Source organism: Thiobacillus sp. (assembly GCF_024708915.1).
Genome location: NZ_JANJXQ010000212.1, coordinates 1 through 14,562, shown reverse-complemented (window position 1 = coordinate 14,562; position 14,562 = coordinate 1). Strand labels below are relative to the sequence as shown.

The following is a 14,562-nucleotide window of genomic DNA, read 5'->3' as shown; positions in this document are numbered from 1 at the left end:
CACCTCTTTACTTTGCCGCCTGCGCTGCAAAGCCTTTTTGCGATGACTGCATCCTAGACATGCACCTGTCCATTCAATCGCACGATAAGCGGCAAAAAGCCGGTTCATTTCGGCGTATCGAATATGGCCGCGCTTCCTAGAATGACGCACTGTGAAAAAGCGAATCGAGGAGCCGAGGATGGCCGCAGAACCGATCCATGCAGGCGGACGTGCCCGCGGGCTGTGGCTGGCCGCCGCCTGCCTGAGCCTGGCAACCGCCGTCCACGCGGCCGGGCCGCAAGACCCCGCGGCTTTGCAGGCCCACGCCGAGCGCTTCCTGAAAACGCAGACCGGCGGCCTGCCGGGCAAGGTGACGATACAGGTCAAGCCGCCGCGCACTACGCTGTCCGCGTGTTCCGCGCTCGACGCATTCCAGCCCGCCGGCAGCCGCAGCATCGGCAAGACCACTGTCGGCGTGCGCTGCCTGGCGCCGGCGCCATGGACGGTCTACCTGCCCGCGCAGGTGCGTGTGATCGGCCGGTATGCCGTCACCCGCCAGCCGCTTGCCGCCAATCACGTCCTGACCGCCGCCGACATCGTGCTGCGCGAGGGCGACCTCGGCAGCCTGCCCGCCGACGTGATCACCGATGCCGACACGATGCTGGGCTACCGTGCGGTTTCCGGGCTGGCCGCGGGCGCGCCGCTGCGCAGCGCGCTGCTGCGTCCCCCGCTGGCGGTGCAGCAGGGACAGGCCACCCGGCTGGTGCTGAACGGCCCGGGATTTTCCGTGCAGAGCGAAGGCCAGGCGCTGGCCAATGCCGGGCGCGGCGACCGGGTACGGGTGAAAACCCGCTCCGGCCAGGTGATCAGCGGCGTTGCGCACGACGGCCAGCAAGTCGTCGTTGCCTTTTGAGCTGCGCCTCGACTTCAGAATATTGGTAAATTGACGTTACCCGTGTAGCGTGGGGAATACCCGCCCCACACTGCCCGACCCGAACAGGAACCCGCCATGAAAATCGATCCAGGCCTGAAGCAGGTTACGTTGCCCGCCGCCGCCGAAAACCGTCCCGCCCAGCCGCAGGCGAACAAGCGCAGCGACACCGAGCAGACCGATGTCACCCTGAGCCCGCGCGCTGCCCAGCTGAAACAGCTGGAAACCCAGCTGGCCGCGATCCCGGTGGTCGACCGGGCCCGCGTGGACAGCATCAAGGAAGCCATCGCCAGCGGCCAGTACAGCATCAAACCCGAAAACATCGCCGCAGGCCTGATCGATTCGGTGAAGGAAATGCTCCATGTCGCCAGATAAGCCGGCGCCCCCCGATTCCGCCCCGCTTGCCGGCCTGACGGCGGAAAGCGCTGCCTGGCAGGGCCTGCTGGATATCCTGCAGGATGAGGAACGGGCACTGATCGAGGGCGAGGCCGACCGCCTGGCTCAGCTGAATGCCGCCAAGCTGACGCAGTTGCAGGCCGCGAGCGAGCATGCGCGGAAGCGCCACGCCGATCTGCTGGCCGCCGGACACGCCGCCGATCGCTCCGGCATGGATGCCTGGCTGGCACAGCACGGCCAGCCCGAACAGCGCGCCCGCTGGCAGCGGCTGTGCGCGCTCGAACAGGAGGTTCAGGCGGCGAATCAGCGCATCGGCTCGCTGATCGAGTTGCGCCTCAACTCCACCCGGCAGGCGCTCAATGTGCTGATCCACGCCGCGACCAGCCAGGGCGGTCTGTACGATCAAGCCGGCCAGGCGGTCTCCGCAACCAAGGGCAAACCGCTCACCGCCGCGTAACAGTCGGACCCGAGTTGGTTCTTGCAGGACTGGCTGACCGCTCGGCAGATGGAAAAGCAGGCAGCATGAACGCCACCCGTTGGAAGACGAAGAACCGGGGGAAGCTCAGTATTTTGTAAAACAATGGGTTCGGCTGACCCCGTTTTGTGCCGTTTTGCCTCTTTCCCAACCGACCGAAAGGTGTCTGCCCGCATTTCCTCTTGCGTAACGGGGCCTCGCTCAAGAGGCGCGACGCGACCGCGGCGATGACCGCAGCGCTCACCGCCTGCCTTTGCAATAGACAAAGACCTGGGTTGGGTTGCAATAAAAAGTGTTTCTGTCCGGGATATGGTTGACGCCCAGGCTCGCCGGAATATCGCGGTTGGGGGAATCGCGGTCGGTGGGATGGATGCCGAAACCGCAACCGTAGGCGCGGTAGCCTGCGACCATGCCGAGGTCCCGGATGTTGTTTCCCCCACAGGCCTGACGGACGGCCACGTTGCCGGACTGGGTGTCGAGCACACCGCTCACGTTTTGCAGGGGGCCTCTGCAAAGCCATGCCTTGCCGCCATTTTGTTGGGGCGGGGCACATAGGGTAATTCCCTCCCGGTAGGCAACCGGCCGGTTACGCGCTTCTTCCTCCTGCCGCTTCAGCGCTTCTTCCAGCTGTTTGCTGCGCGCGAGCGCTGCCTGCTCCGCCCGCTCCCGCTGGGCGATTTCTTCCCGCCGGCGGCGCTCGGCCTCGGACGCCTGCTGCCGTTTGCGCTCGGCCTCGGCGGCTTCGCGGCGGCGATTTTCTTCCGCGCGCCGCTGTTGTTGCTGCTCTGCCAACTGCTGTGCCTCGGCATTGCGCTGGATCCCTTGCTGCTGCTGCCGTGTCTGTTGCTGGGCGCGCTGCTGCCGCTCGAAATCCTGTTGCGCCTGCAATTGGCGCGCCCGCTCCATCTCGGCAGCCTGCTGACGGGCCTCTGCGGCGGCCCGCTGACGCAACGCTTCGGCAGCGCGCGCTTGCTCCCGCTGCTGGCGTTGGCGATCAGCCTCAGCTTGCTGCTGCAGGGTTTCGTTGGTAGCGACCAGCGCCGAATTCACCACCGTCAACGCAGTGTTGAAGGCCTCGCGCCGTTCACGCTTTCTTTGTTGATTCTCGCGTTCGCTTTGCGCTTTTGCTTGTTTTGCAGCGGCGATCAGGCGCGGGGCTTCGTCGTGGCTCACCCGTACCATGCTGCCCGTGTAATCCCCTTCCGAGTACTCGAAGCCACCGTCAGCCTTCCTGGTAAAGGATATGCGCCAACCAAACATGCCTTTGGTTTCCAGCGTGATCGAGCTATCGCCGTCAAGGGTGACGTCTGCTTTCCATGAGCCCCCCAGGCTGGGTTCTGCGTACAGCTTCCCTGTCTCGGGGGATCGTGCGGCGTGATGAATTTCGACACGGTCATCGGCAAGATTGTGCATACGCACATACATCGCCTCTCCCGGCACGACCCAGCCAAAACTCAAGAGACGCTTGAACTTGTCGTCGACCAGCCGCCAGTGCTTCCCTGCAAGATCCGCGTAGGCACCCCAGGTTTCCATTAGTCGCTGTCGATCGCCACGATGCTCGTCGTCGCTCCTGGCGAGGTACAGTGTCGTCAGCATGGTATTCCCCGGGGGGACGAGAAAATGCTCCAGGCGTGACAGGCTCGGCAGAGACATGGTGTAAAGCCGCTGGTCCAGGATGAGCCCCGGCTTTAACAACTGGATTGAGCCATCCGCCCTGATTTTTCCCGTGAGCGTCCGCGTCCCGGCCACCTCTCTATCCAGGCTGAGGACAAGGCTGCCGGGTTTCTCTCCACGCCGGATCGTCGCAACAAGTTGCTGCTGACCTGCATAGTCCCCTCGCTCCGCGCCGTAGGTCCACGTCTCGACGAGTTCTTCACCCGGCTTGGTCCAGCGGATCGACACGTTGCTGGCACCCCGCCAGTCCTTGCCCACGATGCTCGCGTAGACGCCCCAGTCCGCCGCCAAGGGCGAAACCGGCTCGGCTGCGGCGGCGGCGGGAGAAGTCCCGGCCCACTGGCCTGCCTCTTCAGCTTTTTTCGCAGGGCTTGTGCTGATAGCTGCCGGTACCGCTGGCGCATCGGTCGCGCCCCGGGATGGTGACGGGCCTGCCGTCGTCAACGCCACCCGCGCAGCAGTGGAACCGGCGCCGGATTCACCCTGGAAACGCCAGACATCCTTGACACCGGCAACCTCCGAATCTTTCAGGCTGACGTAGTGCTGTTCCCACACGCCATCCCGCGGCGCCGCCACGAGAACAGGCCATTTGAAGAAGCCGTTGCAGACGAACAGTACGCTGCCGTCTGGCCGCACCGTGCCGGTGCGATTGGCGCATACGCCGTTGGTCGCGGCAAGGCGCAGTTCGCCGGGGCGATCGCCGCGGGTGATGACATGCGTCATCGGCCGGTATTGATTGTCGGTCGACTCCCAGCGTTCGACCAGCTCGACCCCGGCTTCGCGCCACTCGACCGTGATTCGCCAGTTCGTCCCGAAGTTGCCGCCCTGGCGGTTGCCGCCGCGCCAGGTCGTTCCCGCCAGGCTGGTGTAGACCCCCCATTCCTGCGGGCTCGCAAGAGGCGCCTCGGCGTATGCCGGAGCCGCGAAGGCGAGCCATCCGAAAGTCAGCAGGGAGAGGGTTCGGACCGCCTGATTCTTCTTCATGGATACGAGTATTCGTTGTTTATTGTGCCGGGGGAGTATATGACGGAACCGCGCACCAGCGGCCGGGGCGTGACGCAGGCGAATCTCGCCGGGAGACGGTTCCGCTGCCCTTTCGCATGAAACGACAGGAAACCGTGCACGGTTTCCGCGCCATGCGTTCACGGCCTTCCTTTTAGTCGGCAGCTCAGGCTTTCAGCCCAAAAATCACCGGGCGTCGCGGTAAACTGCAGCCGCATGAAAACCCTCTACTCCCTGATCGAATCCCCCTTCCACCCCGACTTCAGCGTCTTGTATCAGAGACTCGACATTGCGGCAGAGCGTTTCAACTCTGCCCGCAATCTTCACCGGGCAATTCAAAAACAGCCGCCTGACTTTTTCGTCGGCGAGTTCGTCTACGGCTGGGGCAACAACTACGCCGGCGCGAATGTTTCCAATCTGGATGTCACGATCCGGACCCTGCAACGCTTTGCGCCGCAAGCGAAGACCATTGTGTTCATGCATCCGCGTGAAGAAGATCATATCGGCAAGCTGCTGGAACTGTTTCCCATTCATGCCGTGTTGACTTACCCGGTGACTGAACAGGCGATGCAGGCAGCCTTGCAAAGCACGACATAGTTCCGTTATCAGCAATACACTCAGGGCTGTTTTTTGCCTTCCGACAACAAATACAACTGGGTCAGTTCAGACACCATTTATCCAAAATCCTAGGTAAACCGTTGTGCGCTATCAGGGAAAAATCACTGACTGGAAGGACGACAAGGGCTTCGGATTCATCACGCCAAATGGTGGTGACCAACGCGTCTTTGTTCACATCAAGTCGTTCTCGAACCGGCAGCAAAGGCCCGTCGGCAATGAGATCGTGACGTATGAACTCACGCACGACACTGAGGGTCGGCCCCAAGCCAACAGCGTCGCGTTCGTCGGCAAACGGGTAACGCCGGCCACCCCATCAGGCCAAGCCAATGCGCCTCTCATTTTGACTGCGGCTTTTCTTGTCTTTGTTGTGGGATCGGTCTTTGCCGGCAAGTTGCCAATTGCTGTCGTGTGGATATATCTGGCTGCCAGCTTTGTCGCATTTGTCGCGTACGCGCTCGACAAGTTGGCTGCACGAAACGGCCAGTGGCGTACCCCGGAAAGCACCCTGCATCTTTTTTCCCTGGCAGGTGGCTGGCCGGGTGCGTTGCTTGCGCAAAGGCTGCTTCGTCACAAGTCCAGCAAGCAATCATTTCAACTCGTGTTCTGGGTTACCGTCATTCTCAATTGCTGCGTCCTCGCCTGGTTCTTCTCAACCTCGGGAGCCGAGGCGCTGCGTTCCATGCTTGGCACGGCATGAGCATCACCCCTTTCCAGGCGCTCGCCTGCCCGCTGGACGGCACGTCCCTGCATTGCACGGGTTCTGCCTGGACCTGCGCGTCCGGCCACAGTTTCGACATCGCCAGCCAGGGCTACACGAATCTACTGCCGGTGCAGCACAAGCGCTCACGCGACCCGGGCGACAGCAAGGAGATGGTCGCGGCGCGGCGGCGTTTTCTCGCGGCGGGCTTTTACCGCCCGATTGCCGCTGCGGTGAGCCGGGCCGTGCTGGCCGGACTACCCGCTGACGCGACGATCAGCTGTCTCGATGCCGGGTGCGGCGAGGGCTACTACCTGTGCCAACTGGCCGCGGCGGTGGGAGACGAGCACACACTGGCGCTGCTGGGGCTGGACATTTCCAAATGGGCCGTGCTGTCGGCCGCAAAACAGGACAGGCGGCCCAGCTGGGTTGTTGGCAGCAACGCCAGGCTGCCGGTGCTGCCGGGCACGCTGGATCGGGTGCTGTGCCTGTTCGGCTTTCCGGTGTATCCCGAGTTCGCGCGGGTGCTGAAGCCAGGCGGCCAACTAATTCAGGTCGATGCCGGGCCCGATCACCTGCGCGAGCTGCGCGAGATCATCTACCCCAGCCTCAAGCCGGAACGCCCGGCCGAGATGCAAACCCCGGCAGGCTTCCGCCGCCTGCCGACGCAAGCGCTCCGCTTCCCGATCGAACTGACGAGCGCCGGGCAGATTGCCGACCTGCTGGCGATGACGCCGCATCTCCACCGCGCCAGTGCCGAGGGCCGCGCCAAGGCCGCTGCGCTGACGGCGCTGTCGCTCAGTGTGGATGTTCGTCTGACCTGCTACGAACGGGATCCAGACTAAGCCGAGGGCTCACCCAAGCCCCGTTTTTTGTTTTCAGTTTAAGATATCGGACTCCCAATATCTCCTGATTACCGAGGCCTGATTCATGAAACGATGGAACCTGAAATACCCACGCCGATTCGATCTCGGCTCGGACGATGACTACCTGAAATGGCGCGACGAGAAGCTGGCGGCCTATCCCAGGAATATCGGCGAGCTGGTCGTCGAACTGGGCGACATGACCGCGCCGACTGCTGCCGAGAAGAACAGAATCCTGGAAACCGTGGAACGGGCCAACATGTGCATTTACACGGCCGGGGCCGCCGAACTGGAAATGGCTTCCCTGCTGGCCCTGGGCAGGCAGCTCGGCGTCAGCCGCACCGACAAGTCGGCGCGCCATCCGCAGTCCGACGAACTGACCGATTCGGGCATCCTGAACCGGGCCGTGCCGTTCTCCACGCGGCACTGCAACTGGCACACCGACGCCACGTATTACGGATCGGGCAATCCCATCCAGGCGCTGTTCCTGCTGTGCAGGCGCCCCGCGCTCGAAGGCGGCAGCAACAAGGTCCTCGACCACGAAGTGCTCTACATTCACCTGAGGGAGCAGGACCCCGGCGCCCTTGAGGTGCTGATGAACAGGGACTGCTTCAATTACCGCAACCCTGCCACCGGCGAGATCGAGCCGCAGCGGGGCGGGAAGGTTTTCTGGACGGACGCCGACGGCCATCTGTGCCACCGTTTTTCCTTCAGGAAAACGGACATGGCCTGGTCGGGGGAAAGCGATGCCGCCGCTGCCAGGAAAGTGCTGGAGTCGCTGATTTCGGACGAGCCGGCGCAGGTCATCGAAGGCCGGCTGGAATCCGGAATGGGCCTGATTTCGAACAACGTGCTGCATACCCGGGAAAGGCTGCTGGACAGCGACGACGCGGTGCAAAAGCGGCTGCTCTTCCGCGCCCGCTTCCATGACAGGGTCGATCCCGGCCGCGCGGCCTGAGCCGGCAGGTCTTCGGACAACCCGCCTCGCCCGCGGGCTTCGCCGCATCCCTCTTCTCTTAAGGAATCCCTAAGCATCGTGCGCAATGCTGTCGCCTGTCGATCTTACGCAAAGGGAAAACGATGCTCGCGAATGGGAAGTCCCCTGCAAGCCGCTACCGCGCTTCTTCCATCGGGTTCCATTGGCTGATGCTGCTGCTATTCGTCGCCGTCTACGCAAGCATCGAATTGCGGCAATTGTTCGAAAAAGGCAGCGACCCCCGCGAGGCGCTGAAGACCTGGCACTTCATGCTCGGCATGCTGGCGTTCGCGCTGGCCTGGCTGCGGCTGGCGACGCGCCTGTCCGGCCCGGCGCCCGCCATCCGTCCGCCGCCGCCGAGGCTGCAACGACTATCTTCCAGGCTGCTGCATCTTGCGCTGTACGTACTGATGATCGGCATGCCCTTGACCGGCTGGCTGGTACTCAGTGCCGCCGGCAAGCCGATCCCGTTCTTCGGCCTGGAACTGCCGGCGCTGATCGACGAAAACAAGGCCCTGGCAAAACAGCTCAAGGGACTGCATGAAGCCGTCGGTACAACAGGCTATGTTCTCATCGGTGGCCATGTGGTGGGCGCCTTGTATCACCACTACATCAAGCGCGACGACACGCTGATGCGCATGCTTCCCGGACGGGACTATTGACACGGCCCGATGATGTTTGAACCCGCCCTGTATTTCTCACGGCATCCTGCTTTGACCGGTTCGCTGGCCCGTCTCAATAGAACGCTGTTTTCAATGCTTATTGATTCGGCCTCCCGCGCTGCCACACACAGTCCAAGCAAGCTGAACCTCGATGCCACTTCAAACTTCATCTGGCCGAATCAATAAGTCCGCTCGCCGCAGGCCGCACTGAAGCAAACATCAGGATCGCGTTTATCATTCGCATCATGACCAGCGACCAACCGATCAGGCTCGACGCCACACATTTCGACGCAAAGGCCCGCCAATGGGACGACAACCCGGTATTCCGGGAGCGCGGGCAAAAGATCGCCCAGGCCATCCGGGAAAGCGTGCCCCTGCATCGCGGCATGAGCGCCCTCGACTACGGCTGCGGCACCGGCCTGCTTTCCTTCCCGCTCGGGGACGCGCTCGGCGCGATCCTGCTGGCGGACAGTTCGAGCGGCATGCTCGACGTGGTGAGCGAGAAGATCGCGGCACAGGGGATCGGCAACATGAAGCCGATGAAGCTCGACCTGCTCGCCGACCCGCCGCCGGCGCAGCGCTTCGACCTCATCGTCACCTCGATGACGCTGCACCACGTGCCGGACACCGACCACATCCTGCGCATTTTCCACGACCTGCTGCAGCCCGGCGGCTATCTGTGCATCGCCGACCTGGACCAGGAAGACGGCTCGTTTCACGGCCCGGCGGTCGACGTGCACCATGGCTTCGACCGCGCCGACCTGGGCCTGCGCGCCGTGCAGGCTGGTTTCACCGGCGTGAGGTTCCAGACCGTGTTCAGCATTGCCAAGGAAAACGCGGGCGCGGCGCGGGACTATCCGGTGTTCCTGATGACGGCGCGGCGCAGCGGCACATAGCGGGCCCCGCGGCGGAGCCGTCCGCTTGCCACGCGGCGACGCGGGCGTTTATTCTCGTAGCCTTGCCTTGCAACAAGGCAGCGAGGATTGCCGATGGGTTTCGAATACATGTTTTTCAACGAGGCGCTGCGCGACCGTTTCGTGAAGTTCGCGGCGAGGCGCGGCATCGCAAGCACGATGCGGCCGGACACGATCGCGGGCTTTGTGGTCGAACTGCCGGACGGGCTTGCCGCCGAACAGCAGGAGGCCGTCGAGGCCGAGTACGAATCGATCATGGACGAGCAGATGCTGCTCGCCGAAGCGGACGATGAACTGGTCAGCCACCACGTTGCCGGCGTCGCGGTGACGCTGGCGGACGGCACGACCCGCGTCGTTCGCATCCCCCCGCCAGTTGCGCGCCGCCTTTTCGAACATTTCACCCCCGACGAAGTCCACGAGATCGCCAGCGCCATTGCGCAAGGCGTCGAAAACCCGGTCGACGGGCCGCTCTGCCGCAAGCCGTCCGGATAGCGGCGCCGGCGCGGACATAAACAACAGTCCGCGCTTTCGGGACGTGGTGGGCCGCCGGATGCGGCGCCTGCTGCCGTCCCGCACCGCGCGGTCATGGACGGGCCGGACCGGCTTTCCTTCCGGAACCCTGCACCCTCGGGCACCATGCCTTCGCACCATTCCGGAACAAGCCGCGCTGCCGCAAGCTGAGCCGCGTCGACGGCGTGTCCGCATCCGGCAGGACGCCGGCTGAAACTGCGGCGATCTGGCCGTTCGCAGGCGAAAGTTTCGCGTTGCGCTAGACTGCGCCCCGCAGCCGGACAACAGAACACAAGCCCCCATCGCACATGAACCCGCCCTTGATCGTTTTATTCATTTCGTTTTTCGTGGCGCTGGCCATGAGTGGGGTTCTGCTGGTCATTGCGCGGACCTATCCCAAAACCATACACGGCCTGCGCGAATGGAGCGCGGCCGCGCTCGTCATCGCGCTGTGCTTTCCGCTCTTCATCGCGCGGGACCGCATCCCGGATCTGTTCAGCATCGTGCTGCCCAACCTGATGCTTTTGATCGCCCTCATGGCGATGAACATCGGCACCCGGAAGTTTTCGGGAACGCCGCCGAGATTCGGCCGCGCACTGCTGTTCCTGTTCGTATTCGCGTACGTCGCCTTGTTTGCCTGGTTCACGTACGTTCAGCCCGATATCCGGGTGCGCATTGCGACCCAGGTTTTGTTCACGCTTGCCGTCGTTCTGGATCTGCTGATTCTGGTCCTGAAGGCATTGCCCAAAACCTCGGGACGCCATGTGCTGGTCTTCTCGCTGACCATCATGATCGGGTCGCGAGTCGTGCGCCTGGGCGCCCTGGCCCTCGGCTTCGATCCGCCAGCCGGCCTTTTCGACGCCGCGGCCTCGCAGCTTGTCTATATCGCGGTACCTGCCATCACGATTCCGCTCGGTACGATCGGTTGCATCATGCTCGCTTCCGAAAAGCTGCGGCAGGACCTGGAATTCATCAGCCGCCACGATGGCCTGACCCAGTGCCTCAACAAGAACGCGGCCATTGAAGAACTCCAGCGGGAAACCGCCCGTGCCGCGCGCCATGGCAGCAAGCTGTCGATCATGCTTTTTGATCTGGACAACTTCAAGGATATCAACGACACGCACGGCCACCTCGAAGGCGACAGGATTCTGGTCGACTTCTCGAAGAAGACCAAAGCCTCTCTCCGGGGATCGGACCAGCTCACGCGTTTCGGGGGAGATGAATTCATGGCCATTCTCCCCGACACCGACCTTGAACAGGCCTTGCTTGTTGCGAATCGCTTCCATGAAACGGGCAGGCAAAGCGCGTCCATAGCCTGGTCGGTCAGTATCGGCATTTCGCAATGGCTGGACGAGGACGACTCCCTGGATGCCTTGTTGAGCAGGGCGGACCAGGCCCTTTACAAGTCCAAGGCGTTGGGCCGCAATCGAACGCATGCCGCATAAGCGCCGGCCGGCTTATGCCCTGGCCGCTTCCGTCAGGCCGCAAAACACTTCGTTGAAAGACACCTCGCGATTGCGGACAAAACAGGCCACTTCCGCAACTGCGCACACGGACAGTTCGTCTCCCATCATCATCCAGCCCCGCGGCGGCCAGCCTACCGTGCCGGAAAGGGTCGCGAGCATATCGCTGCCATGGTGCACGATGCGGCCATTCGCGTAACACAACTCGGCCGCCAGTTGCAGGTCGACCTGATCCACGCGGCCTGCGGCCTCCGCGAGCGTCCCGTCGTCATGGAAGCGCAGCACGGCAACGACACCCTTGAGCATCGTCAGGCTCTCCAAATCCGGCATGATGCCATTCTCCTTTTGCGGGCGCCGGCTCAGACAGCGGCATTGAAGCGCCGGTAAGCCGCGTCGTAATCGAAATCCTTGCCGTGCGCCAGAACCGCGTTGCCGTTCATGCCCATCACCACATGATCCAGGGTCACGAAGGCGAAACCGCGTTCGGGCAGAAATCCTTGCCGCCCCGTCAATTTCGTCCATCCCGTCGCCTGCATCCGGTAAATCGCCATGTTGGCGGCACACATCTGCGCAACAAGCTCCGCAAAATCCCGCTCCAGATCGCCGCGCATTTGGCCCAGCTCGCCAGTGCAGGAAAACTCGATCGCACCATATACGCCCGGCAAAGACATCAATTCATCCAATGTCGGCATTTGGCTCTCCTTTTCCGCCTGGTTTGATCGGTTCAGTGCCAGCCGACTCTGTCATGGCCTTGACCAACTGATTGAATGAAGCCTGTCCTCCCTGCACGACGCACAGGCTGTCGTGAATCGCGACGATGGACATTTCAGGCCCCCACGTCACCCAGCCATAGCAGTCATCCCATCCCGATTGATCGGCCAGGCGGCCCAGCAGGCGGCCCTGCATTTCCATGGTCAGCGTAATGGCCGCGCACAGGCCTGCCATTTCTTCGGCTTCGGTCTGGGTCAACGTCCCCTCGAACTCTTCCAGGAAACCCTTTCGGGAGAAGAGGCCGGCGGCCACAGTGCCGGGCAGTTTCACCAGCTCGGATGTTCTCGACATGACACCCCCAAAAAAACGTCCAGACCTGAAAACGAGTATAGGTAGTAATCAATATTTTTCCCTGACTACTCGCGGCCATGACCTTCCCGGAGGCCGGGAACGATGGCCCATTTCTGGCTGAAGTTCCTGGCACTGGGTAGAATCGTTGCGACAGCAGCGCCCATCGATGGAATGCCAATCCGGCATTCCGGCAATGCGGACACAGAATTGCATTTGAACAACCAACGCCCACCAACCTCTCCCCACACCGCAACCATGAACCGTCCGACCGTCTATCTCATCCCCGCCTGCCCTTTTTGCCAGCGGCTGAACATCCTGCTGACGCTGAAAGGCCGTCGGGACGAAATCGACTTCCGGGCGATCGACATCACCCGCCCGCGGCCCGACTGGATGCTGCAAAAGACCCGCGGTACGACGGCGCTGCCGGTGCTGGAGACCGCCGACGGGCAGCTCATCAAGGAAAGCCTGGTGATACTGCAGTACCTTGAGGATGTTTACCCGGAGCGTCCGGTTGCCCAGCGCGATCCTTACCGGCGCGCGGTGGAGAACATGCTGACGCGGATGGATGGCGATTTCTTCTCCCTCGGCTACGGCTGGCTGATGAATCAGGATCCCGCGCGCCGCGAAGCCCTGCGGGAAGGCATGCTGAAGCAGTATGCGCAGCTGGACGATTTTCTGCTGGAGCATGCGCCTGCCGGCCCGTTTCTGTTCGAGGAATTCGGCTGGGCGGAAACCGTGTTCACGCCGTTCTTCCAGCGCTTCTGGCTTCTGGAGTATTACGAAAGCTTCGAGCTGCCCGACGATGACCGGTACGCGCGCGTGCGCAAGTGGATTGACGCCTGCGTCGCGCATCCGGCTGCGCAACAGGTGGCCAGGGAAGAAGTGATCAAGCTTTACTACGACTACGCCAAGGGGGCGGGCAACGGCGCGTTGCTTCCTGGCCGCAGGCAATCGTCCTTTACCTTCGAACCCGACTGGCGCGGCCGTCCATGGCCGCCGAAGGACAAGTACCGGCACAGCGCAAGCGACCTTGAATTGGGCCTGTGACCCGCAGCCCCGATCCGCTGCGACCGCGGAAGCGCACCGCGGATCCGGGCGAATTCATCGCGGCTTCGCGTTCGCCCGTCATTTCCGAGGAGGGTTCTCCCTGGCGGAGTCGTTGGGCTGATCGATCGGCACAGCCATGCTCGCCGGGTACTTGCGCCCGTCGATGGCAATGAAGGTCTCATCGCGGGCCAGACTGCCGTACACCAGCCAAGGGGCGCCATTATTGAGCGCCTGCTCCTCGACTTGGCGGATGTAATGGGTAGGCAGCTTCATCTTCATGCGCCACCTCCTTTCTTGATCTCGTCAGGGCGTGAAATTGGCGTTACGCGCCCTGGATTGCGCCGCCGCCTGAGGGCGTCGCGGTTTCGGTTGCGCCGGGCCAGGCCGCGCCGGCGCATGGTTTCTCGTGCGCCTCAGCGCACCGAACGATACACCCGCTCGCTTTCCGTCTTGCTCAGGACCAGCTGCCAGAGTTGCCCCTGGCGAGAACGGAAGAAGCCCGCACAGCTCATCAGGTAGTATTTCCACATGCGGTAGAAACGCTCGCCGTATTTTTCCTGCAGGCCGGGCCAAGCCAGCTCGAAGTTGTCCCACCAGGCCATCAGGGTGCGGTCGTAGTCCGGACCGAAGTTATGCCAATCCTCGATCAGGAAGCGGCGTTCCAGGACCGATGCAATCTCTTTGGCCGACGGCAGCTTGCCGTTCGGGAAGATGTATTTGTCGATCCACGCGTCGGTCTTCGGCGAGGTGACGGAACTGCCGATGGTGTGCAGCAGGAACAGGCCGTCATCCTTGAGCGTGCGATGGACCGTATCGAAATAGATCGCGTAGTTTTTCGGGCCGACGTGTTCGAACATGCCGACCGAAACGACCTTGTCGAATTTTTTGCTGAGATCCCGGTAATCCATCAGCTCGATCGATACCGGCAGGCCGGCGCAGCGCTTGCGCGCCAGTTTCTGCTGTTCTTTCGAGACGGTGATGCCGACCACCTCGACGCCGTAATGCTGCGCGGCGAAATGCGCCAGTCCGCCCCATCCGCAGCCGATTTCGAGCAGGCGTTCACCGGGCTGCAATTCCAGCTTGCGGCAGATCATGTCGAGCTTTTTCTGTTGCGCATCCGCCAGCCCGGTTGCGTTGTGCCAATAGCCGCAGGAATAGCTCATGCTGGGGTCGAGCATGGCCTCGAACACGTCGTTGCCGATGTCGTAGTGCTGCTCTCCCACCTGGAAGGCTCGCTGGCTGGATTGGAGATTGAACAGGCTGTGGCGCAGGATTTCGCCCAGCAGGCGCAGC

At 62.6% G+C, this 14,562-nt stretch carries 18 protein-coding genes; 12 read left to right on the top strand and 6 right to left on the bottom strand.

Annotated elements, in window-relative coordinates; genetic code table 11:
- Positions 1-178 precede the first annotated feature (178 nt).
- The 3 genes from flgA to Q0L94_RS14350 all read left to right on the top strand — a co-directional run bounded on the left by flgA (position 179) and on the right by Q0L94_RS14350 (position 1,763).
- Positions 179-892: a flagellar basal body P-ring formation chaperone FlgA gene (gene flgA, locus Q0L94_RS14360; protein WP_296754460.1), complete on the top strand. Its 714-nt coding sequence runs from the start codon at positions 179-181 to the stop codon at positions 890-892.
- Between the two features lie 96 nt (positions 893-988).
- Positions 989-1,285, top strand: coding sequence for a flagellar biosynthesis anti-sigma factor FlgM (gene flgM / locus Q0L94_RS14355; protein WP_296754457.1), 297 nt, complete (start codon positions 989-991; stop codon positions 1,283-1,285).
- Positions 1,272-1,763, top strand: coding sequence for a flagella synthesis protein FlgN (locus Q0L94_RS14350; RefSeq protein ID WP_296754455.1), 492 nt, complete (start codon positions 1,272-1,274; stop codon positions 1,761-1,763). The genes flgM and Q0L94_RS14350 overlap by 14 nt, the downstream gene beginning before the upstream one ends.
- 258 nt (positions 1,764-2,021) lie before the next feature.
- On the opposite strand, the gene Q0L94_RS14345 is transcribed toward Q0L94_RS14350, so the two are convergent.
- Entirely contained in the window at positions 2,022-4,439 is a 2,418-nt protein-coding gene (locus Q0L94_RS14345) for a hypothetical protein (RefSeq protein ID WP_296754453.1), read from the bottom strand.
- 234 nt (positions 4,440-4,673) lie between these two features.
- Here Q0L94_RS14345 and Q0L94_RS14340 point away from each other — a divergent pair, with 234 nt between their 5' ends.
- From Q0L94_RS14340 to Q0L94_RS14305, 8 genes are all read left to right on the top strand, one after another.
- On the top strand, positions 4,674-5,054 hold the full coding sequence (locus Q0L94_RS14340) for a hypothetical protein (RefSeq protein WP_296754450.1): 381 nt from the start codon (positions 4,674-4,676) through the stop codon (positions 5,052-5,054).
- Positions 5,055-5,157: 103 nt separating this feature from the next.
- Entirely contained in the window at positions 5,158-5,772 is a 615-nt protein-coding gene (locus Q0L94_RS14335) for a cold shock and DUF1294 domain-containing protein (RefSeq protein ID WP_296754448.1), read from the top strand.
- The gene (locus Q0L94_RS14330; RefSeq protein ID WP_296754444.1) at positions 5,769-6,617 is read left to right on the top strand and encodes a putative RNA methyltransferase; all 849 of its coding nucleotides are present in this window, start codon (positions 5,769-5,771) and stop codon (positions 6,615-6,617) included. Before Q0L94_RS14335 ends, Q0L94_RS14330 begins: the two co-directional genes overlap by 4 nt.
- Before the next feature lie 85 nt (positions 6,618-6,702).
- Entirely contained in the window at positions 6,703-7,593 is an 891-nt protein-coding gene (locus Q0L94_RS14325) for a TauD/TfdA family dioxygenase (RefSeq protein ID WP_296754442.1), read from the top strand.
- Positions 7,594-7,715: 122 nt separating this feature from the next.
- Positions 7,716-8,273, top strand: coding sequence for a cytochrome b (locus Q0L94_RS14320; protein ID WP_296754439.1), 558 nt, complete (start codon positions 7,716-7,718; stop codon positions 8,271-8,273).
- 245 nt (positions 8,274-8,518) lie between these two features.
- Complete coding sequence (locus Q0L94_RS14315; protein WP_296754437.1) at positions 8,519-9,169, top strand: class I SAM-dependent methyltransferase; 651 nt, start codon at positions 8,519-8,521, stop codon at positions 9,167-9,169.
- A gap of 93 nt (positions 9,170-9,262) precedes the next feature.
- The gene (locus Q0L94_RS14310; protein WP_296754434.1) at positions 9,263-9,679 is read left to right on the top strand and encodes a hypothetical protein; all 417 of its coding nucleotides are present in this window, start codon (positions 9,263-9,265) and stop codon (positions 9,677-9,679) included.
- Positions 9,680-10,017: 338 nt separating this feature from the next.
- The gene (locus tag Q0L94_RS14305) at positions 10,018-11,142 is read left to right on the top strand and encodes a GGDEF domain-containing protein (RefSeq protein WP_296754431.1); all 1,125 of its coding nucleotides are present in this window, start codon (positions 10,018-10,020) and stop codon (positions 11,140-11,142) included.
- A gap of 12 nt (positions 11,143-11,154) precedes the next feature.
- On the opposite strand, the gene Q0L94_RS14300 is transcribed toward Q0L94_RS14305, so the two are convergent.
- The 3 genes from Q0L94_RS14300 to Q0L94_RS14290 are packed head-to-tail and all read right to left on the bottom strand — an operon-like array spanning position 11,155 to position 12,201.
- The gene (locus tag Q0L94_RS14300) at positions 11,155-11,490 is read right to left on the bottom strand and encodes a DUF2173 family protein (protein WP_296754428.1); all 336 of its coding nucleotides are present in this window, start codon (positions 11,488-11,490) and stop codon (positions 11,155-11,157) included.
- 29 nt (positions 11,491-11,519) lie between these two features.
- Entirely contained in the window at positions 11,520-11,852 is a 333-nt protein-coding gene (locus Q0L94_RS14295; protein WP_296754425.1) for a DUF2173 family protein, read from the bottom strand.
- Entirely contained in the window at positions 11,836-12,201 is a 366-nt protein-coding gene (locus Q0L94_RS14290) for a DUF2173 family protein (protein WP_296754423.1), read from the bottom strand. The genes Q0L94_RS14295 and Q0L94_RS14290 overlap by 17 nt, the downstream gene beginning before the upstream one ends.
- A gap of 123 nt (positions 12,202-12,324) precedes the next feature.
- Here Q0L94_RS14290 and Q0L94_RS14285 point away from each other — a divergent pair, with 123 nt between their 5' ends.
- Positions 12,325-13,269 carry a glutathione S-transferase family protein gene (locus tag Q0L94_RS14285; protein ID WP_296754421.1) on the top strand — a complete coding sequence of 315 codons (945 nt, stop codon included), beginning with the start codon at positions 12,325-12,327 and terminating at the stop codon, positions 13,267-13,269.
- A gap of 78 nt (positions 13,270-13,347) precedes the next feature.
- Here Q0L94_RS14285 and Q0L94_RS14280 read toward each other — a convergent pair whose 3' ends face one another.
- Positions 13,348-13,548 (bottom strand): hypothetical protein, encoded by a 201-nt coding sequence (locus Q0L94_RS14280; protein ID WP_296754419.1) that lies wholly within the window; start codon positions 13,546-13,548, stop codon positions 13,348-13,350.
- A 134-nt stretch (positions 13,549-13,682) separates the two neighbouring features.
- The coding region (gene cfa / locus Q0L94_RS14275) for a cyclopropane fatty acyl phospholipid synthase (protein WP_296754416.1) at positions 13,683-14,562 on the bottom strand (880 nt) is incomplete at its 5' end.